Below are 26,323 nucleotides of genomic sequence, written 5' to 3'. Positions count from 1 at the left end.
GCCCCAGCTTTTGCTTATTCGCAGTTGCGCTACTGCTCCACTACGCCGGCCGCTGAGTAGCGCAACGTATCGAATAACACAAGTTTCTGGGTGCCTACTACCTCATAGCGGCGCAGCTGGCCATGCTGCAACTGCATCCGCAGCTGCTTTTGGGCTGAGAATAACGCGTTGCTCTGGATGATAGTAGCCGCGATTTCCTGCGGTTCCGTCCCTTGCTGCACTACTACCAGGCGGGTTACCGGTGCATTGGGCTGGCCCGACCGCCGCGTATAAGTTCGGCGCAACGCTCCATCGGGCAGTGCCACCGAATCGACGGCGTATGCCCCGCGCAAAGCAGCTTTGTTGATATCCGCCTGAAAAAATATCTGTAGCTCGTCGGCCCACTTCACAGCGGGTACCCGCACGGTTTCGGGCGCTTCGGCCCGCAGCCGCACATGCTTGGTTACTGTGGCATGGCGCTGCTCCAGTTGTGCCACCTGCTTTGTGAGCAGGCCTTTCACATCAAAATAGAGCGGCCGGCGGGGCTGCGGCGCAGCCGGGCTGGCCTCGCCGCAGCCCGCCAGCAGCAGGGCCAATACGCCGCCCGCCCAGGCGGCCACACTGCGCCTACGCATTCGGCACGAGGCTGGGGCGCAACAGACTCAGGCCGGTCATCTCAACTGGCTTAGGCACGCCCATCAGCTCCAGAATGGTGGGGGCCAGGTCGCCAAGCTTGCCCTCGGCGAGGGAGCCGTGGTAGTCGTTATCGACCAGAATGCAGGGAACCAAATTGGTGGTGTGCGCGGTGTTGGGCGAGCCGTCGGCGTTGCGCATAAACTCGGCGTTGCCATGGTCGGCGATGATGATGCTGGCGTAGCCGGCGGCCAAGGCCGCTTCTACCACCGCTTGGGCGCAGGCATCGGTGGTTTCCACGGCCTTCACCACGGCTTCGAAGACACCGGTGTGGCCCACCATGTCGGGGTTAGCAAAGTTTAGCACCACAAAATCGGCCGAATTAGCCTGCAGCTCGGGAATGAGGGCATCGCGCAGGTCGGCGGCGCTCATCTCGGGCTGCAGGTCGTAGGTGGCCACTTTGGGCGAGGGGCGCAGGATGCGGCGCTCGCCTTCAAACTCATTCTCGCGGCCGCCCGAGAAGAAGAACGTTACGTGCGGGTACTTCTCGGTTTCGGCAATGCGAATTTGGGTTTTGCCGTGCGCGGCCAATACCTGACCCAGGGTGTTATCGAGGTTGTCCTTTTGGAAGATGGGCGTCACGCCCACGAACGTTTCGTCGTAGTTGGTGAGGGTGAGGTAGTGCAGGTTCAGACGCTGCATCTGGAAAGCGTGCATATCCTGCTGCGTGAGCACCTCCGTGATTTCGCGGCCACGGTCGGTGCGGAAGTTGAAGCACAACACCACGTCGCCTTCCTCGATAGTAGCCAGGGGCTGGCCATCGGGGCCGGTTTTCACGATGGGCTTCAGAAACTCATCGGTTACGCCCTCCTTGTACTGCTCCTGAATGGTCTGAATCAGGTTTTGCGAAGGCGTGCCGATGCCGTGTACCAACAGGTCGTAGGCAATTTTCACGCGCTCCCAGCGGCGGTCGCGGTCCATGGCGTAGTAGCGGCCTACCACCGAGGCAATTTTGGCCCCGCTGCGCACCATCGATTCTTCCAGCTCATTAATGAAGCGCACGCCGCTCTTGGGGTCGGTGTCACGCCCATCGGTAAACGCGTGCACAAATACCCGGCGCACGCCAGCCTCGTGGGCAATGGTGCACAGGGCTTTTACGTGGTCGATGTGGGAGTGCACGCCGCCATCGCTGAGCAGGCCGATGAGGTGCAGGGGTTTGTCGTTGGCAAGGGCGTATTCCAGCGCTTTGGCTAGGGCTGGCACTTGGGCCAGCTTGCGCTCGCGAATGGCTTTGCCAATGCGCACCAGCTCCTGGTCGACCACGCGGCCGGCCCCGATGTTCATGTGGCCCACCTCGGAGTTACCCATCTGGCCCTCGGGTAAGCCCACTGCCTCGCCCGAAGCCTGCAGTGTGCTGTGCGGAAAGCGCTGTAACAGTTCATGGAAGAACGGCGTACGGGCCGTGTCAACGGCCGAGACCGTGGTATTCTGGGCAATGCCCCAGCCATCCAGAATCACCAATAAAACCTGCTTAGTCATCCGGCAAAGATACGGCGGGCTCGTGCGAAGGGCTTAATTTTTCTACCTTCGCAGCAACTTTAGCCGGCCGGGCCCGAACCCGCTTTCGCAGCACCCTAATTCATCCTGGCACCATTTTAGCTTCACTTTCTGCTGCGTATGACGCACTTATTACCCCGCTAATGAAACGCTATCTAATTCGAACGCTATTACTCGGGTGGCTATTCCTCCTCGGGGCCGGGGCTGCACAAGCTCAGGCCGATAACCTCGGCGCTGTGCGCTCGGCTCTCCGCAATGGTTCTTCCCGCGAGCTCTCGCAATATTTTGCTGCTACAGTCGAAGTCGGTTTCGACGGCGACAAGCAGGGCTACAACGCCACCCAGGCCGAAATCGTCATCAAAGACTTCTTCGCCAAAAACACGCCCAGCAGCTTTGAATTCATCCACCAGGGCGAAAGCCAGGAGCACATTCAGTACGCCATCGGGCGCTACGTGGGCCGCACGGGCACCTTCCGGGTGTTCGTTAAGCTCAAGCCTTCGCGCGGTGCGCCGGTGATTGACACCCTGGACTTCACGAAAGAATAATCTGAAATCATCTTAAAAAGCCCTGGCCTGCCGCCGGGGCTTTTTTTGTGAGTAATCGGAAGCAACCGTTCTGTAGAATAGGCTACGCCGTGCTGGCTGCCCAAGGCCCTACCGGGCCATCGGCAAGCTCACAGTGACGCTGGTTCCCGCTCCGGGACGACTCTGGATGACCAGCGTACCGCCGTGCCGGTGCACAAATGCCCGGCATAGCACGAGGCCCAGGCCAAAGCCGGTGCCGTGAAGGTTGGGGCCCGGCGTAGGCTCGGGAAGCGCGGGGCCACTCATCAGGGCGTTAACGGTGGTTGCACTCATGCCCGAGCCGGTATCGGTGCAGGTGAGGAGCAGCATGCCCGCGTCGTCGGGGTCGGGGGAGGCATCGAGGTGCACGTGGCCGCCGGCGGGCATAAACTTGAGCGCATTGCCCACGAGGTTGCGCAGGATGGTACGCGTCATGTTGCGGTCGGCGAGCAGGCGCAGGCTCTCCGGGGCGGTAGCCGTGATGTGCTGCCAGTTGGCAGCAGCCGTGGTTTGGTACAGGGCCTGGCACTCGGCAAACATCTCGGACACCGGCAGCGGCACGGGGCGGCACTCCAGTTCACCGGTCTGGCTCACGGCCCAGTTCAGTACGTTGTCGAGCAGGTGGTTCAGGCTATCAGCAGCCTGGCGCACCATGGCGGGCAAGCGGGCGAGGCCGGCCTGGTCGTTCTGGGCGATGTAGGAATCAATCAGGCTGGTGACGCCGGCAAAAGCCGTGACAGGGCCGCGCAGGTCGTGCGCAACAATGGCATACAGCTTATCCTTGAACACGGCCACCGCCCGTAGCTCTGCCGAGGCCGCTTCGAGGGCACTGTTGTTGGCGGCGAGGGCGGCGCGGCTACGGCGCAGGTTGCGGGAAAGCCATATCATGAAGCCCAGTATCAGGCCCATCACGGCAATTACGCCCACCAGCAGGCGGGTGCGCTGCGATTGGGTGGCCTGCTCGACCGTGAGTTGGCGCAGGCGGCGGGCGCGCTCCTGCGTCTCGTAGTTCACCTGGGACACTGCTAGCGTTTGCATGGTCTGGCGGCTGTTCAGCGAGTCGTTCAGGGCCACGTAATGGGTGTTCCAGTCATAGGCTGCCCGGTAGTCACCCTGGCCCGCAGCCAGACCGGCTAGTTGGCTGTAGGCATCGAGGGCGCACTCAAGGTAATGGCCCTGGCGGGCTAGCTGCAACGCTTGCTCGGCGGCAGCAATGGCCTGGTCGGGCTCGTTGGTTTTGGTGTAGTACTCGGCCAACTGGGCCTGGAGCTCGGCCTGCGTGCGCACGGCATGCTGGCGTTGGCTAATATCCAGGGATTGCAGCAGCAGCCGTCGCACGCGGGACAACTGTCCGCTCTTCATGAGGAAGGTGGCCAGGCTCGACAGGTAAGTAGCTTCGGCGGTGGCATCGCGGCTGCGGCGGGCGAGCGCCAGGGCCAGCGAATCGTAGTGCAGTGCCAGCGGGTGCTGGTTGCGCAGGTAAGCCAGGCTGCCCAAGTTGCCCAGCAGCTTCATGCGGGTGCGGGCGCTCACGGCTTCGCCCGCCGGCGTGGCCAGCAGGCGCAATGCGGTGCGGTAGTGCTGCCCGGCAGTAGAAGTATCGCCCCGCGAGTGGTAGATGCTGCCCTGGTTGGAGTAGGTCCGCACCAGCGCGTCGTAGTTGTGCTGCTCGCGGGCCAGGATTTGGGCTTCGGCCAGCAGGCGCAAAGCCTCCGAGCTGTTGGATAAGTTGGCGTAGCACGACGACAGGCTGAGCAAGGCCGGCAGCAACAGCGGGCCCCGCACCGCCGCCGGCAAGGCCCGGGCCAGCGCCGTGGCCGACTCCCCGTAGCTAATGGCCCGGGCCGACTGCTCCTCGCGCAGGGCATAGCTGACAACCGTGAGCAGCCGAACGCGGGTAGTATCGGGCAGCTGGCCGGCCAACTGGCGGCGCAAGGGCTCGATGGCAGCGGGTAACGGGGCCGGGACTGGCGCGGCCCACAGCCCCACCGGCACCAGCAACAGCGCAATCGCTGCTGTTTTCCGCACAAACAATCCAGACCGCGTCATTAAATAATAATAGCCTAGTAACACTTCTTCAAAGATACGCAACCAACGTCAATATTCACGCTTTAGTACCATTTCAAACCGTTCATTTTTTTGAGCAGAAGAATTACTATCCAAATGAGAATAGGCCCAAAGCCTATTAAACCGATAATTCACTAATAACCTCAACTATTGCCTCTCAATTCATGTTGCAACATCGGCCTATCGGATGCAATTTTTACTTTCCGTATAGATTTACACTAAAACCATCCGGGCCCCGGTAGTCTGCTTCCTGCAAGCAGCTACCGGGGCCCGGGTTGAGAGAACGGCTATTTGAGTTGCTACTACTGCGGAGGCTGGCGGGCGGCTTGTGCCTGCTCGCGGGCAAGTTTGGCGTTGAGGCGGGCAGCGTCGCCGCGCCGCACCACGCGGGCAATATGAATGCTAAGCTCGTAGAGCAGCAGGATGGGGATGGTAACGATAATCTGGGCCGAGATGTCGGGCGGGGTGATGACGGCTGCAATAATGAGGATGACCACAATGGCGTGCTTGCGGTACATCTGCATAATTTCGGGCGACACGATGCCGGCCTTGGCCAGGAAGAACACAATCATGGGCAATTCGAACACGAAGGCGCACGACATGCTCATGGTGGTGAGCGTGCTCAGGTAGCTCTGCATGTCAATCTGGTTTTCGATGCTGGCATCGACCACGTAGCCGGCCAGGAAGTTGATGCTGAGCGGCGCAGCAATGTAGTAGCCGAACAGCAACCCCAGCATGAACAGGATGGACACGAAGAACACCGCGCCCTGCGAATTCTGCCGCTCGTGCGGGTAAAGGCCGGGCTTTACGAAGCGCCAGATTTCCCAGAACAAGTACGGAAAAGCCAGCAAAATGCCCACGATGAACGAGGTGCTGATGTGCATGGACAACTGCCCGCTCATCTCGCGGTTCTGGATGACGAAGCCAATTTTATCGATGCATAAATCGGGCGCGTGCACCCACGCCCCGAACTTGCAAAACATGCGGTAGGTCCAGAAATCGGACCGCGAGGGCCCCAGAATGAGGTCGTGGAACAGAAAATCCTTGGCGAAAAAAGCGCCGATGGCGAACACCACCACCGAAATAGCCGCCCGGATGATGTGCCAGCGCAAGGCCTCCAGGTGGTCGATGAAGGACATTTCGTGCTGGTCGCCCAGCGCGGCAGGTTGTTGAGGAGGTTGCGGTTGCACGGAATTCAATGAGTGAATGAGCGAATGAGCAAAGGGGTGGATGAGCACTCGAAGGAGGACTTACGAGAAAACTGGTGCTGGGGCGTAGCCCACGCGCAACCAGCGCCCTCATCTGTCCGTCCGCTCATTCGCTCAGCCATCCATTCACTCATTTTTAAGCGAACAGCGGGTAGTCCTGCAGCCAGGTGTTCACGCGCTGGCGCACCTGGCCGATGCGGGAGTCGTTGTCGTGGTTCATCAGGGTCTCATCAATCAGCTCCACGATGCGGTGCATGTCGGTTTCGCCCAGGCCGCGGGTCGTCACGGCAGCCGAGCCGATGCGGATGCCGCTGGTAACGAAGGGCGACTTGTCGTCGAAGGGCACCATATTTTTGTTGATGGTGATGTCGGCGCGTACCAAGGCGTTTTCGGCCAGTTTACCGGTCAGGCCCTTCGAGCGCAGGTCGATTAGCATCAGGTGGTTGTCGGTACCGCCCGAGATAATGTTGTAGCCGAGGCCCACGAAAGATTTAGCCAGCGCTTGGGCGTTGCGGGCTACCTGCTGGGTGTAGGTTTTGAAGTCGTCGCTCAATGCCTCGCCAAAGGCCACGGCCTTGGCTGCAATAACGTGCTCCAATGGGCCGCCTTGAGTGCCCGGGAACACCCCCGAGTCGAGCAAGGCCGACATGGGACGGATTTCGCCTTTGGGGGTTTTCAGGCCAAAAGGATTTTCGAAGTCTTTGCCCAGCATGATGAGGCCGCCCCGGGGGCCGCGCAGGGTTTTGTGGGTGGTGGTCGTCACGATGTGGCAGTGCTCAAACGGCGAGTTGAGCAGGCCGGTGGCGATAAGCGCCGAAGGGTGCGAGATGTCGGCGAGCAGCAGCGCGCCCACTTCGTCGGCGGCTTCGCGCAGGGTTTTGTAGTCCCAGTCGCGCGAGTAGGCCGAGGCGCCGCAGATAATCATTTTGGGGCGCTCCCGGCGGGCAATGTCTTTGATTTTGCTCCAGTCGATGAGGCCGGTTTCGCGCTCCACGCCATAAAAGCTGGGCTGGTAGAGCTTGCCCGAGAAGTTCACGGCCGAGCCGTGGGTGAGGTGGCCGCCGTGGCTGAGGTCGAAGCCCAGGATTTTGTCGCCGGGCTGAAGGCAGGCCAGCATCACGGCCGCATTGGCTTGGGCACCGGAGTGGGGCTGCACGTTGGCCCAGGCCACGCCAAACAGCTCCTTGATGCGGTCGATGGCCAGCTGCTCGACCTGGTCGACGATTTCGCAGCCACCGTAGTAGCGCTTGCCGGGCAGGCCCTCGGCGTACTTGTTGGTGAGCACGGAGCCCTGGGCGGCCATCACCTGCTCCGACACGTAGTTTTCGGAGGCGATGAGTTCGAGGCCGTGGGTCTGGCGGGTTTTCTCCTGCGCAATGAGGTCGAAAACGGCGGAATCGAGTAGGCGGGCGGGGGCGGCTGTTTGCATGGGCGTAAAGGTAAGGGGGGATGAGGGATAGGGAATAAGGGCTGAGCAGGTGGTGGGGCCGTCTGTCATCCTGAGCGCAGCGAAGGACCTTTTCACGTTAGTGCTAGTTGAAATCACGTCAGCGCCAATCGAGTTATAGCAAACTGTTCAGGCGTGATAAGGTCCTTCGCTGCGCTCAGGATGACAGACGGCCCCACCACCTCCCCACTTCATAACCATTTCCGTTGTTACTTGCTGCAACTGTAAACTACCGCCATGCCAATGCCCCTCGCCGAAACCCTGACCCAGCTGCGCGTCGGCAACCAGAAGTTTCTCATTGACTTCTACCAGCGCAGCCGGCACCTGTTTGCCCGCTGGGCCCAACGCAAGCACCGCCTGGCCGCGCCGCAGGCCCACGAGCTGCTGCAGGATACGCTGCTCGACTTCTACGACCAGGTGGCCGATGGCCGCATCACCAAGCTGCCCGACGATTTGCGGGCCTTCATCTACGGCATGGCCCAGCAGCGCCTCGCCGCGCAGGTGCCGGCCCACGTGCCCCTGCCCGCCGCCGAGGCCCAGCGCCGCCAGCGCCTGCTGGCCCAGTTCAACCAGCTGGGAGCCGACTGCCAGCAGGTGCTCACCTACTTCTATTTCCACAGCTACCAGTTCGAGAAGATGGGCGTGAAAATGGGCTTTCCCAACGCCACCGTGGCCCGCCTCCAGAAAAGCACCTACCTGCGCAAGCTCTACGAGCTGGTGCGCGGCGGCTATGAACCCGGTTGGGCAGTAGGGACCGGGGCAGCGGACAAGGGGTAACGGAGCAACTACCCAACCCGCGTGCCGGGCGGCGGCCAAGCAGCTGTGCCGCTCCCACTAATTGGGTTGATTGAAGTACTATTGCGGTAGAGAAGCCCGCCTACGGCACCTCCGGTTCGGCTCCGCTCAGCATAGGGGCTTTTGCTTCGAGTACCTTCCCTACTGCTGTTTTCCGCTCCTCACTTCCTACTACCCCTGCAAAATGGACCTCCGCCCCTACTTTGACGAACTCGAACGCTTTGCCGATGGCCAGATGAGCCTGGCTGAGCAGGAGGCGTTTGAGCTGCGGCTGGAGCAGGAAGAAGAACTGGCCGAAGCCCACGCTGCTTACGAGCAGCTCACGGCCGACCTGCGCTGGGCTGCCGGCCACGACACCCTCCGGCAGCGCCTGCAGTCGCTCGACGAGCGCATGAACGAGCGCGGCACGGCCCTCGAACGCGCCCAGGACCTGGCCCGCCGCCGCCAGCGCCGCCTGGGGGTGCTGGCCGCACTAGCAGGACTGCTGCTACTGGCCGCCGGCGTGGCGGCCTGGTACTTCAGCCGGCCCAACCAGGCACTGCCTGCCCGCAGCTGGCAGGCCTACTACCAGCCCGACCCCGGCCCGGCCGTGACCGCCAACCTGCTCACCAGCAACCCCCTGTTTGCCGAGGCGCTCGACCAGTACCAGTCGGGCCACTACCCGGCGGCGCTGCACTCACTGGGGCGCGTGTCGCCGACCACGGTGGGGGCTGACACCTTGCTTTACCTGCGCGGCCTGATGCTGCTGCGCCAGGGCCAGGGCAACGCGGCCCAGCTCTACCTGCGCCGCGTAGAGGCCGCAGGTGCTACCGGCGAGCTAACCCGCCGCGCCCGCTACCACCTCGGCATGGCCTACTGGCAGGCCCAGGAGCTAGCCCCGGCACTCAAGGAGTTGCGCGCCGTAGCTGCCGACTCGCTCAACCCCTACCACGCCTCAGCCCAACGCGCCGTCGCGGCTGGCGTGCTCGAAGCCCGCTAAACGGTTGGCATTGGGTGGCAGCGCTGCTTAGCTATCGGCAACAGGATTTTACAGTAAAAGCCCCAGCTACTCGCGCAACCTGGTCCTTGTCCAAAACGGCGGTCGTTGCTCCGGTCCGACCGCCCTAGGCGGTCCGACCGGTTGTTGGCGGGGCAAAATCGGGGGTTCTTCAACCGGTCGGACCGCCTAGGGCGGTCGGACCGGACCGGTCAAGTGCCGCCAGCAGGCAGGCAAAGCGTGTTGGGTAAGGACAAGGCTACTCGCGTAACCGGGGCTTCGACTTGTTTACTCGTTTCGGGTACCGGTTTGGAACCGGTCGCGAGTGGTTGCGAACCGGTCACGAGTGGTTGCGAGCCGGTCCAGAGTGGTTTGGAACCGGTCTAGGGTGGTTCGGAACCGGTCGCAAGTGGTTCCGAACCGGTCGCAAGTGGTTCCGAACCGGTCGCAAGTGGTTCGGAACCGGTCTAGGGTGGTTCGCAACCACTCAAGACCGGTTCCAAACCACTTTTAGGCAGTCAGACTAGGCCCTGGGCTTGGCTTTGGCGGTGCTCAGGCGCTGGGCGTAGCGCTTTTTCATGATTTGCAGGGCGGGTTGTACGGCGGCGGTTTCGCCGTTGTCCTTGCGCAGGTCTTCGTACACGTCATCGGCGGTGACCATCACATCGGCGCCGGCCAGGCGGTAAGTGTCGGCCACTTTCTGGGCCAGGGGGCCGAGCACGGCCTGAATGCCGCGCAGGCTGTCCATCAGGGCCACGTCTTTCTCGAACTCGGCCAGGTCGAAGGTGCGGCGCGTGAAGTCGACGCTGGCGCGGGTAGCATCGAGGGCGGCCTGGGCGAAGGGGACGCCGTCGAAGCCGATGTTGCGCAGGCTGCGGCTTTCCTCGGGCTGCAGAGTGATGAGGAAGGGCAGCAGGGCTTCGGCCTGGCGCAGCAGGTCGACCACCTTTTTGGCGTCGCCGGTAGAGAGGGTTTCGGAAATGCGGTTGCCTTGTTTCATGGGAAAGGAAAGGGTTGGGTAAAAGTGGAAAGTGGTAAGAATGGTGGGCCGGGTATCGACCCGGCCGCTGGCGGGCACAACGGCGGCCGGGCCGGCTTATTATCGAACGAGCTGCAGCTGCTGGCGGCTCACCTGGTTGCGGCCGTGCAGCACGTGCACCACGTAGAGGCCGGCCGGCAGCTTATCCACCCGCAGGCGCAGGCTGGCCGTGCCGTGGCCGGCATGCTCCAGGCGCAGGCGGCCGTAGCTGTCGCACACCTGGGTTTTGTCCACCGCCTGAAACACCGTGTTGACAGCGTCGGCAAAGCCAGTAAGCGGGGCCTCGTTCTCGGGCGCGGAGCTGGTCGTCTGAGCCCTGCTGCTTAGGCTGGCGGCCAGCAGTAGCATGGAGAATAAAAGTTGTTTCATGGGCAAGGAAAGGGTAAATAATGAAAAGTGTTGATTTAGAAAGGGCAATCAAATCGGCCGTCGGTGACCACAACCCGGCCACAACCTGCCTTTTCCAGGGTGAAGGAGAAGCGCCCCGATACGATGCGGGCTATAGGGTCTAGTCTAGTAATTACCAGCGTACCCACTTGCGCTTTTGAAGTGTAGGTTTTACAAGAATTTTCAAAATCCTCGTATGAGCCAACTTTCGTTAAAGAATCAGTCAGAGCATATGTTCCTACATTTTGAATTCCCTCGAACGAGAAACCTATTCTTTGGAAACTACTGATATTATTAACTGGAATCACACGATTTGCCGATACCCCAAGCCTATCATTGGAATAAGCTGCTGATAGTAGCGGCCCGCCTAGCGGGCTTCCAGCCGGGGTCCACGCCTGGCCGTTGACCAGGCAGCCGAAGGTGCGCTGGCCGGTCTGGGTTTCGGGCGGCAGCTGGCTGAGCGGACTGGGCGGCGGCTGGGGCGGGGCGGGGTCTTTGGTTTTGCAGCCGGTGGCCTGCGTGAGCAGGGCCAGGGCCAGCAGGGGCACGAGCTTGTTCATGAGCGAAAGGGAAAAGAAGTGAGGCAAAGCGAAGGCCCGGCCGTGGTGAAGCCGTTGGTACCGGTGAAGGGGGTGTGGTCGATGAACTGCAGGCCGTACTCTTCGAGAATGCCGGAAGACACCCGGTTTTTGTCCACCGCCTGAAACACCGTATTACTGGCGTCGGCAAAGCCGGTAAGCGGGGCCTCATTCTCGGACGCGGTCGGCGTGCGAGGGCCCGGTTGTTGGGCGGCGCTACGGCCAGAAGCAGTTGGTTGGTTCATGGCTGGGAATGGGTAGAATCCGAAATGCCGCAGTACCTGACAGTGGAGCGTCAGTACCCACCAAACGTAGATGTCTTTTAGTTGGAAATCAATTAAATATTTTGTTAATCAGACTTTTAAATTAGCCTATTCTCTTAAAACATCGAATTGAGAAGTGCCTTCATTATTGCCAAGAGGCCAATTATTGGCGCTGAAAAAGGACTTTACAGCATCGAGTATTACATCCGGCCAAGCCTCGTAAAAGCATGGAAGCGGGCCGGCCCAAACGCCAGAAGCCCCAGCTACTTGCGTAACCAGGGCTTCGGCAACAGGCAGAACGGCGCCAGCGCGCGGCTCAGCGCCTCAATCTTTCACCACGCGCTGGTGCAGCACCTGGCCGCCCACGGTAGCCGTGAGCAGGTAGCTGCCGGCGGCGCAGGTGGGCGTCACGCGCAGCGGAGCGGTGCCGGGCTGCACGGCCTGCTCCTGCTGCCACACCGTGCGGCCCGTCATATCGAGCAGGCGCAGGGTGGCGGTGGTAGCGGCGGGCGCGGTGAGGGCCACGGTGAGCTCGGAGGTGAATTGCGTGGGGTAAGCAGCCAGGGCCAGGCCCTCGGCATCGAAGTCGAGGCGCTTAGGGGCGAAGTAGTGGGCGGCGCCGCTGCGGTCGTCCTGGCGCAGGCGGTAGTAGCGGGCGCCGGTTTTGCCGGGCGCCGCATCCAGAAAGCGGTAGTGGCGGGCACTGCTGCTCGAGCCTTCCCCGGCAGCTACGTAGCCGATTTGCTGGTAGGTGCGGCCGTCGGTCGATACTTCGAGGCCGAAGCCGCGGTTGTCCTGCTCCGAGGCCGTTTCCCAGCTTAACAAGGCGTTGCGGCCCTGGCGCTCGGCCCGGAAGGCGGTGAGGCCCACCGGCAGCGGGGCCGTGTTGTCGGCCAGCGTCCAGCGCGAGAAGCCGCCCACGTTGTTGAGCACCGCGTAGCCACTGCCCGCGCTGCTGATGCCCTTGTTCTGCCAATTCACCCCGCCGTCCGTCGACTTAAAGAAACGCAGGTTGGCCGGCGTGATGCCGCTGAGCTCGTGGACGAAGTACTCCATCGTCACGGCCGCATCGAGGCCCATGATGATGGTAGCTGTGATGTCGAAGTAGCGCAGAATGGCGCGGGCGCCGGCCGCGCCGGTGGGGGCCGTGCCGGTTACGCGCGTCACGGTGGTGACACCGGGCAGCAGCGAGCCGGTGGCGGGCTGCAGGCGCAGGCCCACGCCGCCGAAGTTTTCGGCCACGCCCACCACGGGGGTGCGGCGCACTTCCACACGGCCCAGCACGTAGCTGGCTTCGGTTTCGGCGAGGTTGGCCAGGGGGTCGAGCTTGATGCGGAAAGGACCAGTGTCCAGAATGCCGCTCAGCATCTGCACGCCGTTGTACACCTCGGCGTCGTCGGAGAAGGTTTTCACCCCGCCACCGTTCACTTCAAGGTTGAAGTAGAGGCCGCCGCTTACCACCTGGTTGCCGGCCCCGGTGAGCTTCACCTTGCCTGTAGAGCAGTTAAACTGCCCGCTGTTCAACATGTTGCCCTTTATTTCAATGTCGCCCAGCGTTTGAGCGAAGATGCCGGTGGCCGAGTTGGTGAAGTTGCCGTTGATGAGGATGTCGCCGCCGGTGTGGTTGAGGATGCCGGCGTTGGTGAGGTCGCCGAGTACCACGGTCTGGCCACTTTCCACCACCATCAGCTGGCCATTGCTCACATTAAAAGAGGAGAGAATAGTCGTGGCCTGGCTCACCAGGCTATTCACCCCGCTGGTGCCGGTGTTGCTTACGTTGGTCACGGTATTGGCGGTAAGCTCCGAGCGGCCGCCGACTACGCTCAGGGCCGTGAAGGCGGTGCTGCCCACGCCGGTCAGGCTTACTTCGCGCACCACATTGTTCATTACCTCGTTGGTGTACACCGTGCTGTTGCCGCAGCTCATCACAATGCCCCGGAAGTTCTGGATGCCGCCGTTGGTCCAGGTGCCGCCGGTAGCGCCCGCCCCCTGGCCGCCGATGAAGTTGCCATTTACCGTGGCATCGTTGGCCGCCAGGCCGGGCCGGAAATCGATGCCGGTTTGGGCGGCGGTGGGCAAGGCGGCCGCGTTGTAGTAAAAGCTGTTATTGCTGATGTTCCACTGGTTGCCGTTGCCGGCCGCAACCAGCACGCCGGTGCGGTTGAAGTTGAACAGCTCGCAGTTGGTGATAGAGAAGCCGTCGTTCACGCCGCTCACGCTGGCAGCGTACACCAGGTTGGCAGGCAGCAGAGCCGGGTCGGCGTTGCCCACGAGGCACTCGGTGAGGGTGTTGTAGTCGTTGCCGGCCACGCTGCCGTCGCCCACCACCACCACACCGCTGGTGAGCAGGGCGTTGGAGCCGAGCACGGTGGCTTCGCGCACCCCGTTGTAGCTGGCATCGCCCCCAAATGCCACGGCCGGGGCCGTGAGGCTGGGCTGGCGCAAGGTAAGCGCCCGGGCCACGGTGCCGTTGTTACCGCTAAGGGTGGCGTAGGCACAGCCTGCTCCAAACGTGACGGTGCCCGTGAGCACCGTCGCCACGCCAGCCGCCGGCCGAATAAGGAGCGAATTGGCGGCGCTGCCCGTTTTGGTCAACAGCACGTCTTCCAGGTAGCTCGCATCTAGCAGACGCAGCTCGTAGTGCTGGTCCAGGATGGCGGGCACGGCAGCCAGCGCCGCCCCAATGGTAGGGTATTTGGCCCCGACGGTGGCCCCCACCGTGTAAATGACGGCCGCCTGCGCCTGGCTGGCCAAGCCCAGCAACAGGGCCAGCCCGCCCAAGCGGCGCGCCAGCTTCCCCCGGTGCCGCAGTTTTGTGTAATCAAATGGGGAGCATGAGACATTGTGTTTCATAGCAAGGAATAGGAGTGTGAGGCATCAGCAGCGAAGCCAGCAGCTGTGGAGCAGCCAGCAATAATCACATCAACCAAACCTCGAATTCACAGCAGCATTTGATTACTGACTGAAATCAATTTAGATAAATGTAACTTATCAAACTTAGCAACGTCTTTCTCAAAACGCAATACCTCACACAAACTCCCATTAGAATAATTATAGCAATTAATAATTATGTTGCAGCCATCCCATTGATTTATAACTTTATTACCATTATTTTACAAATAACAATCTGCTTAAACGGCTACTTTTGCTTACAAATCACAAATTGCAACCACGTTGTCAAGCCGGACCATACGTGTTACCTATTTGTAATTTTTCCAAGTCACTGAGTTCGCTATTTATCACTTGCCAGCGCATACATTATTTAAGTGATATAAGTCTTATTAGTAAAATACAAAAAATCCGCTACTAGAACATAGCAGCGGCAAGGTCAGAACGAGGTTAAATAGTGTCCGTATCAGCGGCGGCCAATGGGGTAGGCCGGCTCGCAATTGGGCACCTGCGTCAGTTCCCAGGTGTCGAGGTTGAGCGCCGTGAGCGTGGCAAAAGTTGCGTTGTGCCGGTATACGCAGCCACTGTCGAGGCCCAGGGCACCGGGGCGCTTGGCAGCCTGGGTGCGCACCTGCGCGGCCGGCCGGGGCACGTGCCCGTGCAGCAGCCGCTTGCCCGCGAGGCGCGAGGGGTCGAGCACAAATTTCTTGGTGTTGAGCATGGTGAGGTAATCCCGGCGCATCTCGTTGGGCGGCAGGGCAAAGTCGTAGCCGGCATGCACCAGCACAAAGTCAGGCAACTCGATTTCGTAGGGCAGGTTTTCAAGCCAGGCCAGGTAATGGGGAGGAATGTCGCTGGCCCGCCGCACGTCAAAGCTGCGCAGCGTGGGCTGGCGACCGGGCAACCCCAGCCAGGCCCAGCGTTTGCGGTGGCGCGCATCGTCAATCAACGCCTGGTCGTGGTTGCCGCGCAGGCAGTGCACCTGGTAGCCGCTGGCCTGCAAGTGCATCAGGTAGTCGAGCACGCCCTTGCTATCGGGGCCTTTGTTCACGTAGTCGCCCAGCAGGTAAAGCTCGTCGGTGAGCGTCAGGCGCAACTCATCCTCTACCAAGCGGCGAAAGGTGTGCAGGCAGCCGTGCAGGTCGGTGGTGGCGTAGCGGCTCACGGGTAGTTATGGGCTTGGTTAAACACAGAAGCGCCCTGCTCAACGAGCGTTGTCGCAAGTGAGCAGGGCGCTTCTGTTACGCTGCTAAGATATAAGCGGCTGCCTGTTAGTGGCCGCCGCCATAAGAAGGCTTATCCAGCTGTGGCTTGTCGAGGTTGCGGTTGGGGTAGCGCAGGCCGGCGTCGATGGCCTCCTGCTCCAAACGGGCTTCGGTGGCCTCGTCGAACTCATTCACGGGCAGGTCGCCGGTGCCTTTGGGCAGGCCTTCGCCGGCTGGGGCTCCGTGGTTTTCGCCCGACTGCTGGTTGGTGTTATTGCTTTTGTACGGCATGGTAAAAGAAGGTTAGAAGGTGGATAACGGAAACAACTATTCCTTTTAACAGCCTGATACGTGCGCCAATGGACTATTGGTCGATGGCCGTATCGGTGGCGTTGGGGTCGTTGAGCTCGGCGTTGGTGTCGGTGCCGGTAATGGGCTGAATGGGGCGGGGCTCCATCTGGCCCATGCCCACGCGGGAGTTGGGGTTCAGCATTTCGTCCACACCGGGGCGGCGGTCGTGCAGGTCGAGCTCATCGACGGCCCGGCCGCTGGGCACGATGGTGTCGGTGTAGTCGTCGAGCATCGGCATGTCCTGGTTGGCGCGGTCGTCGCGGCCTTCGTCCTGCGAGCGCATGTTGTCCTTGGGCGGGCTCATGTTGTCGGCGGTTTCGTTCACGCCCACGGCGGTTTCACCGCCCGACGTGTCGGAGCCGAAGCCCTCTTTGCCGTCGCGGTTGCCAAAACCGCCGCGCGCGGCCTCGTTCTTGGGCGGGTCGGCGTTGGGAATGTGGTGGCCGGCTTCCATTTCTTCGTTGCTCGTGTCGTCGTTGATGACGCGGATGGGGCGGTTATTCGGGTCGATGGCCATGAGACGGGAGGTGTTTGGAATAAGAAAGTGTAGGGAAGAGTGTACTTTGGTTTGGTCGTTTGGGTTTTGCCCGGCGGCGATGGATGCCAGAATTTCAACCCATTAAATATAGCAAGTTCCATGTGGGAAAATACCGACAATAGCCTTTCGCGCACCTTCCGGTTCAGCGACTTCCACACAGCCTTCGCCTTCCTCACCGAAGTAGCTGCCGAGGCCGAGCGACTCGACCATCACCCCTGGTTCAGCAACGAATACAACGTGGTGAAATTCCGGCTGCGGACCCACGATGCAGGTAATATCGTGACGGCCCGCGACCATCGGCTGGCCGCGGCCATCGACGCCGTGGCGAACCGCTATTTGCTGCAATAGGGAGGCCACCGTCCGAACGTACCTTTGCCCTATGCCCACTCCCACGGTTCTGTACCTTGTGCCCACGCCCATTGGCAATCTGGAAGACATTACCCTGCGCGCCATTCGCGTGCTGGGTGAGGTCGGCACCGTGCTCTGCGAGGACACCCGTACCAGCGGTCGCCTGATGCAGCACCTGGGCCTGAAAAAGCCGTTGCTTTCCTACCACCTGCACAACGAGCACCAACAGGTGCCGCGCCTGCTGGCCCGGCTGGCGCAGGGCGAAACCATGGCCCTTGTTTCGGATGCCGGCACGCCCGGAATCTCTGACCCCGGCTTTTTGTTGGTGCGCGAGTGCTTGGCCCAGGGCCTGGGCGTGGAGTGCCTGCCCGGAGCCACGGCCTTTGTACCGGCTTTGCTGAAATCGGGCTTCGGGGCCGAGCGGTTCACATTCGAAGGCTTTTTGCCGGTGAAGAAAGGGCGGCAGACGCGCCTGCTCCAACTGGCGCAGGAAACCCGCACCATGATTTTTTATGAGTCGCCGCACCGCATTGTGAAGACGCTGGGGCAGCTGGCCGAAGTGCTGGGGCCGTCGCGCCCGGCCTCCGTTAGCCGCGAGCTCACTAAATTGTTTGAAGAAACCGTGACCGGTACGCTGGCCAGCCTGGAGGCTGACTTCGCGGCCCGGCCCACTATTAAAGGAGAAATTGTCGTTGTCGTCGAAGGAAACCTTGCCCCGCCCCCCCGCGAGCCCCGCCCCGGCCGCGATGACCGATACTACCGCCGCGCCGATGACGCCGACGATGAGCTCGACGGAGAAGACTAGTCAGCCCGGCCTTCGCCCTGCTGCCCTGGCCGTGCTGGGCGGCCTGCTGCTGTGCGCCGGCTGGATGCCCTGGCCTACCGTCCTTACGGTCCCGTTGCTGTTCGTAGCTTGGGTGCCCTACCTGCTGCTGGAGCGCCGCCTCACGCTACTCGGGGCGCGCAAGGGCCGCGTATTTGCGCATACCTACCTCATGCTGTTGCTCTGGAACGCCCTCACTACCTGGTGGGTGAGCTACGCCAGCCTGCCCGCTGGCATTGCCGCCGTGGTGCTGAATGCGCTGCTGATGTGCCTGCCGCTGATGGCCTTCCGCCAAACAAAAAAACGTCTGGGCTACCGCTGGGGCTACGCACTGCTCCCGGTGTACTGGATTGCCTTTGAGCAGCTGCACCTGCACTGGGACATTACCTGGCCCTGGCTCACGCTGGGCAACGGTTTTGCAGCCGCGCCGGCCTGGGTGCAGTGGTACGAGTACACCGGTTTTCTGGGCGGCTCAGCCTGGGTGTGGGCGGTGAACCTACTGGTGTTCACCACCATGCTAAAGCCCCGCTCGCCGCTGGCATTCTATGAGCGAACAGCTACAGGTTTGGTTGAAACCACCACGCCAGCCAGCCCCAGCGGCTTAGCAAGGTCGGATGTAAAGGTGCGCAGCTCTTTTGCGTTGCCCGTTCTGGCCATCGTGTTGCCAATTGGCATTTCCTACTTGATTGGGGCCACGTACCAAGAGAAAGGCCCCACGGAAGAAGTGGTAGTGGTGCAGCCCAACTTCGACCCCTACGTGGAGAAATTCGAAGGCGGCCCCAAGTTTATTCCTTATGAGGAGCAGCTGACGCGTTTGCTGGCCCTTTCCGAGCAACACCTTACGCCGGCTACCAAGCTGATAATCTGGCCCGAGACAGCGTTGGAAGAGCCCTACTGGGAAAATACGCTGGAGAGCAACCCCAAAATTCGCCGCATCCGCGAGTGGCTGACGCGGCACCCGGGCGTGGCCCTGCTTACGGGCATCACCACGCTGGGCTCGTACCCAAACAAGGAGGCGGCCAGCGAAACCGCCCGCTACCGCGACGACCTCGGCTACTACGACTTCTTCAACTCCGGCGCGTACTTCGCCGATGCCAGCGCCCGCGTGGTGCTCTACCACAAGTCGCGGCTGGTGCCGGGCGTAGAGAAGGTGCCGCCCCTGCTGGTGTCATTGGTGTCGCACATCGACCTGGGCGGCACGGTGGGCAGCGTGGGCAGCCAGCCCGAGCGCACCGTGTATCCGGCTCCGGCCAATGCCCCGGCCCTGCGCGTGGCGCCGGTTATCTGCTACGAATCCATCTACGGCGACTTTGTGAACGAATACCCACGCAACGGGGCCACGCTGCTGGGTTTGTTCACCAACGACGCGTGGTGGCACGACTCGCCCGGCTATCGCCAGCTGCTGAGCTACGGCCAGCTGCGTTGCATCGAAACCCGCCGCGACCTGGCCCGCTCGGCCAACACCGGCTTCACCGGCTTCATCAACCAGAAAGGCGAAATCACCCAGCGCGAGCCGGCCTGGGTACCCACCGCCAGCCGCGCCACCGTGCACTTGAACGACGAAGTGACCTTTTACGCCCGCTACGGCGAGCTGATTGGGCGCGGTGCGCAGCTGCTGGCAGTGCTGGGCCTGCTGGTGGCCGTGGTGCTGGGCTGGACGCGCAAGGTTTCGCAAGGTTAAAAGAGGTTTCGCGAAGCAGCGGGAGCCGGCAATTAATTCGCCTCTGCTGCCACCGCTGCGTCCGGCCTCTGCAAACTGACTGACAACCTTGCGAAACCTCTTTTAACCTTGCGAGACCTCGCGCTATGGACTTCACCCAACTTTCCCACGACCTCGCGACCCTGTGCCGCCGCACGGCCCAGTTCATCAGTCAGGAGGCAGCCACCTTCGACCGGGGCAAAGTAGAGCACAAAGGCCTGCACGACCTGGTAAGCTACGTGGACCAGGAAACCGAGCGCCGCCTCGTGGCCGGCCTGCGCGAACTGCTGCCCGAAGCCGGCTTCATCACTGAAGAAGGCACCGCAGGCCCCGACGCTCACACCGAGGAGTTCGTCTGGATAATAGACCCGCTCGACGGCACCACCAACTTCGTGCACGGCCTGCCGGTGTACTGCATCAGCGTGGCGCTGGTGCAGCACCGCGAGCTGGTGGTGGGCGTGGTGCACGAAGTGGGCCGCGACGAAAGCTTCCGGGCCGTGCGCGGCGGCGGCGCGTTTTGCAACGACCAGCCCATCCACGTCACCGACGTGGCCAACCTGAACAGCTCGCTCATCGCCACCGGCTTTCCCTATAGCGATTTCGGCAAGCTCGATGACTTCCTGAAAATTCTGGGGGCGTTTTTCACGCGCAGCCACGGCGTGCGGCGGCTGGGTTCGGCCGCGGCCGACCTGGCCTACGTGGCTGCCGGCCGTTGCGAAGGCTTCTTCGAGTTCAACCTGAATTGCTACGATGTGGCGGCCGGCATCCTGCTGGTACGCGAGGCCGATGGCCACGTCACCCAGTTTCTGGAGGATGGCGACCCACTGTTTGGCCGCGAGATTGTGGCCAGCAACCGCCTCATTCACGCCGAGATGCAGGCCGCCATTGGCGAGTTCTGGCAGTAGCACTGGCCCTGACCAACTGCCGGGCCAAACTATTCTTTCTTCACTGCAGTTATTCCGCTATGCTCCTGCTGGCCATTACTTCCGTCGAAATTCAGTACCTGTTGATTGGCGCGCTCTTCGTAGCGGCGGCTTTTTACGTGGGCCGCATCTTCTACCGCGCGTTTTTCAGCAAAACGGCAGCTGGCTGTGCCAAAGGCTGCGGCGGGGCCTGTGGGCAAATAGATGTGGAGGCTTTGCAGCGCACCATCGAGCGCCGGGCAGCGGCTAAATAACTGTGTTTCGCTATTTATCTGGCTTAATAATAACCCGCCCCCGCCCCCGCCCCGTATAGCCGGGGCGGGGGCGGCTGGCTTTCCGGCTCCCGGCCCCGCATTTTTCTACTCTCTCCAAAACACCCCACCGCCATGCAGGACAAAGAAGAAGAACGCTCGCTCGTGAGCGTCGAGAACCGACTCAACAAGGAAGGCTTCACCCAGGATTTCAACGTGGTGGACGGCCGGCTGCAAACCATCGGCAGCGACTCGAATAAGACCTACGCGGCCGACGAGGTAACCATCGTCGATTTCTACCGCTTCGAAGGCGAAAGCAATCCCGACGACATGTCCATCCTTTACGCCATAGAAGCCGCCGACGGCGTGAAAGGCACCATCTCGACCGCCTACGGTACCTACGCCGACGGCGACACCGACGACTTCCTGAAGCAAGTGGAAGACCTCGGGAAAAACCTCACCAAAAAGGTGAAGTAGTTTCCGCGCTTTCAGATTCAACCGGGCTCCTGCCTGCAGCATCGTGCTGCAAGCAGGAGCCCGTTTTTTCGCGCTTACTTTGCGGTGATTTTCCTTTCCAGATACTTTACCGGCCGTTTATGATTCGCCTTTCGCCTCCAGCTTTTTCGGGCAGCAACGATATCAAAGACCTGCTGACGGCCATGCTGCGGCGGCGCGCCGCCGAGTGGGTGGGAAAAGACATGTTGGACGTGCCCGCCGGCAACGGGGAAACTGCGCACCTGCTCAAAGAGCTGGGAGCTAACGTGACAGCTTCGGACCTCTACCCCGAGTTTTTTCGCTACCCCGACATTGCCTGCGTGAAGGCCAACCTGAACGACCAACTGCCCTTTGCCGATGCCAGCTTCGACGTGGTGATTTGCCAGGAAGGCATTGAGCACATGCCCAACCAATTGCACCTGTTTCAGGAGTTGAACCGGGTACTGCGGCCCGGCGGCCGGGCCATCATTACCACGCCCAACTACTCCAATCTGCGCACCCGCCTCAGCTACCTGCTACTCGAGAGCGAGGGCTACAAGCTGATGCCGCCCAACGAAGTCGATTCTATCTGGGCCGCTGACCGCGCTCACAACATCCACGACGTGTACCTGGGCCACATTTTCTTTGCCAATCTCACGCGGCAGCGGGCGCTGGCGGCCCTCTCGGGCATGCGCATCGCGGAGGTGCATCCCAGTCGTGTCAACTACACGTCGCTGTTCCTGCTGCCCTTCTATTACCCGTGGATGCGGCTGCTCGGCGGCGTGGCCCGTCGCCGGGGCCTACGGCGGGGTGTGCCATCGCCCCGCAGGCCCGAAGTATATGCCGAGCTCGACCGCCTCAACGGCAGCCTGAATGTGCTCGTTGGCGGCCACCTCATTGTGGAGTACGAAAAGCGCGCCGAAACCTCGGCCGCCGTGGCCGAGCTCACCGGCAAGCTCAACCTGGCCACTGACCGCACATAAGCTCCTGCTCGCCGTGCCACTTTCTGCGTCCTACTACACTTCGGGCCGGCTCTCGCAGCACCTGCTGTGGCTGGCCGCCGTGGCTGGCGTAGTGGGCCTGCTGGCAGCGCGCTCGCTGGTGGCGCTGGCACCGGTGGTGGGCACGGTAGCAGCTTTGGCTAACCCGCACTTGCGGCGCGACCTACCTCGTTACTATCGGAACGGCGCAGCCTTACGGGCCGCCGCGTTGGTCATCTTCCTGGTTCTGAGCAGGCTGTATACCACCGAAGTAGCTATTTGGCAACACGAAGTATTCCGAAGCTTGCCGTGGCTGGCCGTGCCGTTGGCCTTCACGCTGGCGGTGCCCCTCACCCATTGGCAGCGGCTGACGGTGAGCAGCTTGTTTGTGCTGGGCACGGCGGCCGTCGGGCTTGCTACGCTGGGCCACTACCTGCTAAACTCGGCCGCGGCTAATGCAGCCATTCACATCGGGCACAACGAGCAGGCCATTACGCGCATTTTCCACGTGCCATTCGGGGTAATGCTGGCACTAGCCTTTTTCTGGGGGCTGAACCTGTGGCGGAATAAGTTGGCGGGCCTAGTGCTACGTACGGCATTGCTGGCAGCGGCAGCGGCGGCGGCTCTTACGCTACACGTGCTGGCTTACCGCACGGGCCTGCTGGTGCTGTATGTGGGCTTGCTGGCCTTCGTGGCTTGGCTACTCAGCCGCCGCCACGCGCTGCTTGGCCTAGGCCTGCTGCTGCTGCTGGGAATGGCCCCCTGGGTAGCCTACCAGTCGCTCGAATCGGTGCGGCAGCGAGCCAAAGGCACGGTGTGGGACGTGCAGCAGTTCACCCTAGGCCACGACATCAACGAGTACTCGCTTGCTAAGCGCCTGGCGGCTATCGAGACGGCTGGCGCCATCGTGGGACAGCACTGGCTGCTGGGCGTGGCCCCGGCCGATACCCATGCGGCCATGCAGGCTCAATATCAATGGAAGGACTTCGGCCTGCGGCCTGCCAATCGCATCGAAGTTCATAACCAGTACCTCGAGGCCTTGCTCGGAGGAGGCATTGTGGGCCTGGGGCTGTGGTTGGCAGTGCTGTTCGGGCCGCTGTTTCACCCGGCAACCCGGCGTAACGCAGCCATCCTGTTCTTCATCGTCGTGCAAGCCACCGTCATGCTCACGGCCGACATGCTGAGCCTGCAAATCGGCCTCAACTTATTCATTTTCGGCTACGGCTTTTTGGTAGTTGCGCAGGAAAGAAGCTATAAAGGTTGAGGTCGCAACGTACTCACCCTACCTTCAATCCTTTCCTATCCCCACACCTTCGTGCCTTCCGAGCAGTTGCGGCACATCTCAATCTGGTCGCGGCCCTTCAGCAAGCTGCTGCGGAAGCGCTGGTACTTCGGGCCGCGCCAGAGCTGGCGGAAGGTTTCGGTTTTGAGGTCGCCTTGGCGATATTCGGCATCTTTGTCGAAGCAGCAGGGTACCACTAGGCCATCCCAGGTGATGACGCAAGAGTGCCACATCTTCCAGCAATGGTTGACCAACTTGTTTTTCAGGCTCCAGGTATTGTCGCCGTTGTTCTGGTAGCGCGAGTAGTAGTCGATGGTCGGGATGAGCGGTGAGCCGTTGGCGTGGTCGTAAATCTGAGCTGTTTTAAACCATACGTCGTCTACGCCCAACGCCTCGGCTAGCTGTTTGGCATCCTCAATCTGGTGCTCGTTGGGCCGCACCACCAAAAACTGGAAGATGATGCGTGGCGTGTCCGACTTCAGTTCCTTGCGCCACTTCACCACGTTGCGGGTGCCTTCGAGTACTTTCTCCAGCTTGCCACCCACGCGGTATTGCTGGTACACGTCCTGCGTAGTGCCGTCGAGCGAGATGATGAGGCGGTCCAGTCCGCTTTCCACGGTTTTGCGCGCGTTTTGGTCGCTCAGGTAGTGGGCGTTAGTGCTGGTGGCGGTATAAATGCCTTTATCCGACGCGTACTTCACCAGTTCCAGAAACTGCGGGTGCAGGTAGGGCTCGCCCTGGAAATAGAAAATCAGGTACCACAATCGGCTGGCTACCTCGTCAATCGTGCGCTTGAATAAGTCGCCTTGCAGCATGCCCGTGGGGCGTGTGAACGAGCGCAGGCCGCTGGGGCACTCCGGGCAGCGCAGATTGCAGCTGGTTGTTGGCTCAAAGCTCAGGGCCATGGGCAGGCCCCGTAGCCGAGCCTTGCCCGTGAGCTTGCTCAGGATGTAAGAGCCCACCACTTCGAGCGTGTTCCATACCCGCAGGGGCGTGGCTTTGGCAAGCAGGTTGCGGGTATCAGCGAAGGGTAGAGGCATGGGCAGAGAAGGCGCAGGGTGAGCAAAAATAGGTTATCCTGAGCGCAGCGAAGGACCTTATTACGTTAGTACAGCTGGCGTTAGAATTGCTCTAACGGCTTTTCTACCGTGATAAGGTCCTTCGCTGCGCTCAGGATGACCTATTTTTCCGGGCGTTCCCACTTATTTCTTGGTGGCCGGCGCGAATTCGATGGCGCTGGTATACGTACTGGCTTTGCCGAACGACTGGTTGATTTCGTCCACGGCGGCGCGGCTGCTCAGGCGCTTGGGCTTGGTATTGAGGAAAGTACCATCCTCCCCTACCAGGAAGTACGAGGGCACTTCCTGCAAAGCATAGGCGTGGGCCGTGGCCGAGCGCAAGCCACCGCCGGGCACGCGCACCTGCACGCCGGGCAGTTTTTTGATGTTCACCAGTGACTTCCAGGCTTGCTCGTTTTCATCAAGCGCCACGTTTATAAACACAATGTTCTTGCCTTCAAACTTGCGCATCAGCTCCTGCGCGTAAGCCAGGTCGCGGAGGCACAAGCCGTTGGTCGACTTCCAGAAGTTCAGGTACACCAGCTTGCCGGCAAAGTCGTGCAGGTGCACCGTGTCGCCAGTGGCCGTGGCCAGCTTGAAATCGGGAGCCGGAGCCCCAATGGCGAAGTCCTTGTGCCGGTCGAAGTCGGTCAGCAACGTGGGGTAGTACTGGTTGCGCGAATCGTAATTGCGGAAATCGGCCAGCATGGCCGCCGACTGCTTCACGTGCCCAAACCGGAACGACTCCTGCAGGATGCGGCCCAAAATAACGGCGCGGGTGGGGCCGCCAAGTTTTTTCACCGCCAGGGCATAGCAGGCAGGGTAAAAATCGGGGTCGGCGCGCTGGTGCTTGTCCTGGGCCACGGCGAAGTGCACGTAGTTGAGCAGGAATTCGTGGTACAGCTCGCTTTGGGCAGCGTTGGGCTCGTTCAGAATGCCGGGTTCGCGCAGGAAGTTGTAGTAATCGGGCGCCATCTTCAGGCGGCCCTCGGTGTTTACCACCTGCTCGCGCAGGTCCTGGAAAGTCAGCTTATCGTTGGCATACGAGTAAACGACTTCGGCTTTGGCGTAGTTGTAGAACTCCTGGGTGAACGACTGCTTGGCAGCATGGTCTTCCAGAAACTCAAATTCGTGCTTGCGGCGATACTCTAGAAAGGACAGAAATGGTGCTTCGTAGAGCTGGATGTTGTCGGGCAGTACCTGGAAACCATCGTTTTCCACAAACTGCGCGTCGAACTCTGAGAGGTAGTTGTTGGCGTTGGCGGCTTGCTGACGGTGACGCTGCTGCTCGGTCAGGTTAGCCCCGTTGCGCAGCTTGGTGCCGATACCGGTAGGCACGTCATTGGCCTTAAATTTCAAGGTTGTCGACATGTCGTTGCCCTTAAAGCGCACCTCCAGGTCGGTACCCGCGTCGAGGAAGAGCGGGGCTACATCGTCGCCGTACACCAAATCAGCCTTGGTAGGCCCATAAAGCGGAATCGCCAGCTTGAATTCGCCTTTGTCGTTCACCGGCACCCGAATCAGCTTGTCCTTGGGGTCGAGCGGGTTCTCACGCAGCGACACCGCCACCGAGTCATTGGTCGAACCGCTGATGCGTCCAATCAGAAAGGCTTTGCCGGTTGGCTCAGGGGCTGGCGCCGGCTTGGCCATAGGCCTGGGAGCCACCACCGCCGCTTTAACCGGGGCAGGCGTTGGCGCCACGGGAACAGCCGGTGCGGCGGGTTTAGCCGCGGTCGCAGCGGGAGCCACCGGGCTGGGAGTCGCAGCAGCCGGCGCGTCCGTTGTCCGTTTGGGGGCCGTAGTAGCCGATACCCGAGTATGCTTGGTGTGTTGTCTATGCTGGCCGAAGCTCAGCATAGGCGCAGCGACTAGTGCCGCCACTAGCACTCGATGAACGTAGGTGGTAAATAATGCGGTCATAGCACGGTATACAAGCAGTTGGCGGGGCCAACAATATTACGAAGGGGGAAAGTGCCAGTCAGCCTAATAAAATTCGCGGTAAAAGCCTAT

The 26,323-nt window shown here is 61.3% G+C and carries 26 protein-coding genes; 11 read left to right on the top strand and 15 right to left on the bottom strand.

Annotation, left to right across the window (positions count from 1 at the left end; translation table 11 throughout):
* Positions 1-29 precede the first annotated feature (29 nt).
* Entirely contained in the window at positions 30-614 is a 585-nt protein-coding gene (locus ABD837_RS07635) for a hypothetical protein (protein WP_345052421.1), read from the bottom strand.
* Positions 607-2,151, bottom strand: a complete 1,545-nt coding sequence (gene gpmI / locus ABD837_RS07630) for a 2,3-bisphosphoglycerate-independent phosphoglycerate mutase (RefSeq protein ID WP_345052418.1) — start codon at positions 2,149-2,151, stop codon at positions 607-609. The genes ABD837_RS07635 and gpmI overlap by 8 nt, the downstream gene beginning before the upstream one ends.
* A gap of 161 nt (positions 2,152-2,312) precedes the next feature.
* Here gpmI and ABD837_RS07625 point away from each other — a divergent pair, with 161 nt between their 5' ends.
* The gene (locus ABD837_RS07625) at positions 2,313-2,714 is read left to right on the top strand and encodes a DUF4783 domain-containing protein (RefSeq protein WP_345052416.1); all 402 of its coding nucleotides are present in this window, start codon (positions 2,313-2,315) and stop codon (positions 2,712-2,714) included.
* 108 nt (positions 2,715-2,822) lie between these two features.
* Here the strand turns inward: ABD837_RS07625 and ABD837_RS07620 are convergent, their stop codons facing one another.
* From ABD837_RS07620 to ABD837_RS07610, 3 genes are all read right to left on the bottom strand, one after another.
* On the bottom strand, positions 2,823-4,781 hold the full coding sequence (locus tag ABD837_RS07620) for an ATP-binding protein (RefSeq protein WP_345052413.1): 1,959 nt from the start codon (positions 4,779-4,781) through the stop codon (positions 2,823-2,825).
* Between the two features lie 320 nt (positions 4,782-5,101).
* On the bottom strand, positions 5,102-5,989 hold the full coding sequence (gene tatC / locus ABD837_RS07615; protein WP_345052410.1) for a twin-arginine translocase subunit TatC: 888 nt from the start codon (positions 5,987-5,989) through the stop codon (positions 5,102-5,104).
* Between the two features lie 154 nt (positions 5,990-6,143).
* The gene (locus ABD837_RS07610) at positions 6,144-7,436 is read right to left on the bottom strand and encodes a serine hydroxymethyltransferase (RefSeq protein WP_345052408.1); all 1,293 of its coding nucleotides are present in this window, start codon (positions 7,434-7,436) and stop codon (positions 6,144-6,146) included.
* A 255-nt stretch (positions 7,437-7,691) separates the two neighbouring features.
* On the opposite strand from ABD837_RS07610, the gene ABD837_RS07605 reads away from it, so the two are divergent.
* Positions 7,692-8,231: an RNA polymerase sigma factor gene (locus tag ABD837_RS07605; protein ID WP_345052406.1), complete on the top strand. Its 540-nt coding sequence runs from the start codon at positions 7,692-7,694 to the stop codon at positions 8,229-8,231.
* Between the two features lie 202 nt (positions 8,232-8,433).
* Positions 8,434-9,228, top strand: a complete 795-nt coding sequence (locus ABD837_RS07600; protein ID WP_345052403.1) for a hypothetical protein — start codon at positions 8,434-8,436, stop codon at positions 9,226-9,228.
* A gap of 520 nt (positions 9,229-9,748) precedes the next feature.
* Here the strand turns inward: ABD837_RS07600 and ABD837_RS07595 are convergent.
* From ABD837_RS07595 to ABD837_RS07560, 8 genes are all read right to left on the bottom strand, one after another.
* Positions 9,749-10,225, bottom strand: a complete 477-nt coding sequence (locus ABD837_RS07595; RefSeq protein WP_345052401.1) for a hypothetical protein — start codon at positions 10,223-10,225, stop codon at positions 9,749-9,751.
* A 99-nt stretch (positions 10,226-10,324) separates the two neighbouring features.
* A complete protein-coding gene (locus ABD837_RS07590) occupies positions 10,325-10,633 on the bottom strand; it encodes a hypothetical protein (RefSeq protein ID WP_345052398.1) in 309 nt (102 codons plus the stop codon).
* Between the two features lie 35 nt (positions 10,634-10,668).
* Positions 10,669-11,211 carry a Riean_0653 family protein gene (locus ABD837_RS07585; protein WP_345052395.1) on the bottom strand — a complete coding sequence of 181 codons (543 nt, stop codon included), beginning with the start codon at positions 11,209-11,211 and terminating at the stop codon, positions 10,669-10,671.
* Positions 11,208-11,474 (bottom strand): hypothetical protein, encoded by a 267-nt coding sequence (locus ABD837_RS07580; RefSeq protein ID WP_345052394.1) that lies wholly within the window; start codon positions 11,472-11,474, stop codon positions 11,208-11,210. Before ABD837_RS07580 ends, ABD837_RS07585 begins: the two co-directional genes overlap by 4 nt.
* Before the next feature lie 342 nt (positions 11,475-11,816).
* Positions 11,817-14,345, bottom strand: a complete 2,529-nt coding sequence (locus tag ABD837_RS07575) for a T9SS type A sorting domain-containing protein (protein ID WP_345052391.1) — start codon at positions 14,343-14,345, stop codon at positions 11,817-11,819.
* 502 nt (positions 14,346-14,847) lie between these two features.
* Positions 14,848-15,546, bottom strand: coding sequence for a metallophosphoesterase family protein (locus ABD837_RS07570; RefSeq protein ID WP_345052388.1), 699 nt, complete (start codon positions 15,544-15,546; stop codon positions 14,848-14,850).
* Between the two features lie 106 nt (positions 15,547-15,652).
* On the bottom strand, positions 15,653-15,877 hold the full coding sequence (locus tag ABD837_RS07565; RefSeq protein ID WP_345052385.1) for a hypothetical protein: 225 nt from the start codon (positions 15,875-15,877) through the stop codon (positions 15,653-15,655).
* A 73-nt stretch (positions 15,878-15,950) separates the two neighbouring features.
* A complete protein-coding gene (locus ABD837_RS07560) occupies positions 15,951-16,454 on the bottom strand; it encodes a hypothetical protein (protein WP_345052383.1) in 504 nt (167 codons plus the stop codon).
* A 120-nt stretch (positions 16,455-16,574) separates the two neighbouring features.
* On the opposite strand from ABD837_RS07560, the gene ABD837_RS07555 reads away from it, so the two are divergent.
* The 8 genes from ABD837_RS07555 (at position 16,575) to ABD837_RS07520 (ending at position 23,237) form a co-directional block, all read left to right on the top strand.
* Positions 16,575-16,823, top strand: coding sequence for a 4a-hydroxytetrahydrobiopterin dehydratase (locus ABD837_RS07555; RefSeq protein ID WP_345052380.1), 249 nt, complete (start codon positions 16,575-16,577; stop codon positions 16,821-16,823).
* A 31-nt stretch (positions 16,824-16,854) separates the two neighbouring features.
* A complete protein-coding gene (rsmI, locus tag ABD837_RS07550; protein ID WP_345052377.1) occupies positions 16,855-17,628 on the top strand; it encodes a 16S rRNA (cytidine(1402)-2'-O)-methyltransferase in 774 nt (257 codons plus the stop codon).
* The gene (lnt, locus tag ABD837_RS07545; protein ID WP_345052375.1) at positions 17,570-19,327 is read left to right on the top strand and encodes an apolipoprotein N-acyltransferase; all 1,758 of its coding nucleotides are present in this window, start codon (positions 17,570-17,572) and stop codon (positions 19,325-19,327) included. The genes rsmI and lnt overlap by 59 nt, the downstream gene beginning before the upstream one ends.
* Before the next feature lie 125 nt (positions 19,328-19,452).
* Positions 19,453-20,250: an inositol monophosphatase family protein gene (locus tag ABD837_RS07540; RefSeq protein ID WP_345052373.1), complete on the top strand. Its 798-nt coding sequence runs from the start codon at positions 19,453-19,455 to the stop codon at positions 20,248-20,250.
* A gap of 59 nt (positions 20,251-20,309) precedes the next feature.
* Positions 20,310-20,522, top strand: a complete 213-nt coding sequence (locus ABD837_RS07535; RefSeq protein WP_345052370.1) for a hypothetical protein — start codon at positions 20,310-20,312, stop codon at positions 20,520-20,522.
* Positions 20,523-20,654: 132 nt separating this feature from the next.
* Positions 20,655-20,996, top strand: a complete 342-nt coding sequence (locus ABD837_RS07530; RefSeq protein WP_345052367.1) for a hypothetical protein — start codon at positions 20,655-20,657, stop codon at positions 20,994-20,996.
* 119 nt (positions 20,997-21,115) lie between these two features.
* Complete coding sequence (locus tag ABD837_RS07525; RefSeq protein ID WP_345052365.1) at positions 21,116-21,976, top strand: methyltransferase domain-containing protein; 861 nt, start codon at positions 21,116-21,118, stop codon at positions 21,974-21,976.
* Between the two features lie 13 nt (positions 21,977-21,989).
* Entirely contained in the window at positions 21,990-23,237 is a 1,248-nt protein-coding gene (locus ABD837_RS07520; RefSeq protein ID WP_345052362.1) for an O-antigen ligase family protein, read from the top strand.
* Between the two features lie 35 nt (positions 23,238-23,272).
* Here the strand turns inward: ABD837_RS07520 and ABD837_RS07515 are convergent, their stop codons facing one another.
* Together ABD837_RS07515 and ABD837_RS07510 are read right to left on the bottom strand one after the other, a co-directional pair.
* The gene (locus tag ABD837_RS07515) at positions 23,273-24,295 is read right to left on the bottom strand and encodes an SPASM domain-containing protein (protein WP_345052360.1); all 1,023 of its coding nucleotides are present in this window, start codon (positions 24,293-24,295) and stop codon (positions 23,273-23,275) included.
* Positions 24,296-24,457: 162 nt separating this feature from the next.
* Complete coding sequence (locus ABD837_RS07510) at positions 24,458-26,233, bottom strand: TlpA family protein disulfide reductase (RefSeq protein ID WP_345052358.1); 1,776 nt, start codon at positions 26,231-26,233, stop codon at positions 24,458-24,460.
* Positions 26,234-26,323: the final 90 nt, after the last annotated feature.

This window comes from Hymenobacter glaciei, from assembly GCF_039539585.1.
Lineage (GTDB): Bacteria > Bacteroidota > Bacteroidia > Cytophagales > Hymenobacteraceae > Hymenobacter > Hymenobacter glaciei.
Note: the sequence above shows the minus strand (reverse complement) of the source record. Positions and strands in the feature narration are given on the sequence as shown.

Coding starts and splice junctions, on each gene's coding strand:
- ABD837_RS07635 (WP_345052421.1), bottom strand. CDS start 614: ATGCGTAGGCGCAGTGTGGCCGCCTGGGCGGGCGGCGTATTGGCCCTG.
- gpmI (WP_345052418.1), bottom strand. CDS start 2,151: ATGACTAAGCAGGTTTTATTGGTGATTCTGGATGGCTGGGGCATTGCC.
- ABD837_RS07625 (WP_345052416.1), top strand. CDS start 2,313: ATGAAACGCTATCTAATTCGAACGCTATTACTCGGGTGGCTATTCCTC.
- ABD837_RS07620 (WP_345052413.1), bottom strand. CDS start 4,781: ATGACGCGGTCTGGATTGTTTGTGCGGAAAACAGCAGCGATTGCGCTG.
- ABD837_RS07610 (WP_345052408.1), bottom strand. CDS start 7,436: ATGCAAACAGCCGCCCCCGCCCGCCTACTCGATTCCGCCGTTTTCGAC.
- ABD837_RS07605 (WP_345052406.1), top strand. CDS start 7,692: ATGCCAATGCCCCTCGCCGAAACCCTGACCCAGCTGCGCGTCGGCAAC.
- ABD837_RS07600 (WP_345052403.1), top strand. CDS start 8,434: ATGGACCTCCGCCCCTACTTTGACGAACTCGAACGCTTTGCCGATGGC.
- ABD837_RS07595 (WP_345052401.1), bottom strand. CDS start 10,225: ATGAAACAAGGCAACCGCATTTCCGAAACCCTCTCTACCGGCGACGCC.
- ABD837_RS07590 (WP_345052398.1), bottom strand. CDS start 10,633: ATGAAACAACTTTTATTCTCCATGCTACTGCTGGCCGCCAGCCTAAGC.
- ABD837_RS07585 (WP_345052395.1), bottom strand. CDS start 11,211: ATGAACAAGCTCGTGCCCCTGCTGGCCCTGGCCCTGCTCACGCAGGCC.
- ABD837_RS07580 (WP_345052394.1), bottom strand. CDS start 11,474: ATGAACCAACCAACTGCTTCTGGCCGTAGCGCCGCCCAACAACCGGGC.
- ABD837_RS07575 (WP_345052391.1), bottom strand. CDS start 14,345: ATGAAACACAATGTCTCATGCTCCCCATTTGATTACACAAAACTGCGG.
- ABD837_RS07565 (WP_345052385.1), bottom strand. CDS start 15,877: ATGCCGTACAAAAGCAATAACACCAACCAGCAGTCGGGCGAAAACCAC.
- ABD837_RS07560 (WP_345052383.1), bottom strand. CDS start 16,454: ATGGCCATCGACCCGAATAACCGCCCCATCCGCGTCATCAACGACGAC.
- ABD837_RS07555 (WP_345052380.1), top strand. CDS start 16,575: ATGTGGGAAAATACCGACAATAGCCTTTCGCGCACCTTCCGGTTCAGC.
- rsmI (WP_345052377.1), top strand. CDS start 16,855: ATGCCCACTCCCACGGTTCTGTACCTTGTGCCCACGCCCATTGGCAAT.
- lnt (WP_345052375.1), top strand. CDS start 17,570: ATGACCGATACTACCGCCGCGCCGATGACGCCGACGATGAGCTCGACG.
- ABD837_RS07540 (WP_345052373.1), top strand. CDS start 19,453: ATGGACTTCACCCAACTTTCCCACGACCTCGCGACCCTGTGCCGCCGC.
- ABD837_RS07535 (WP_345052370.1), top strand. CDS start 20,310: ATGCTCCTGCTGGCCATTACTTCCGTCGAAATTCAGTACCTGTTGATT.
- ABD837_RS07530 (WP_345052367.1), top strand. CDS start 20,655: ATGCAGGACAAAGAAGAAGAACGCTCGCTCGTGAGCGTCGAGAACCGA.
- ABD837_RS07525 (WP_345052365.1), top strand. CDS start 21,116: ATGATTCGCCTTTCGCCTCCAGCTTTTTCGGGCAGCAACGATATCAAA.
- ABD837_RS07515 (WP_345052360.1), bottom strand. CDS start 24,295: ATGCCTCTACCCTTCGCTGATACCCGCAACCTGCTTGCCAAAGCCACG.
- ABD837_RS07510 (WP_345052358.1), bottom strand. CDS start 26,233: ATGACCGCATTATTTACCACCTACGTTCATCGAGTGCTAGTGGCGGCA.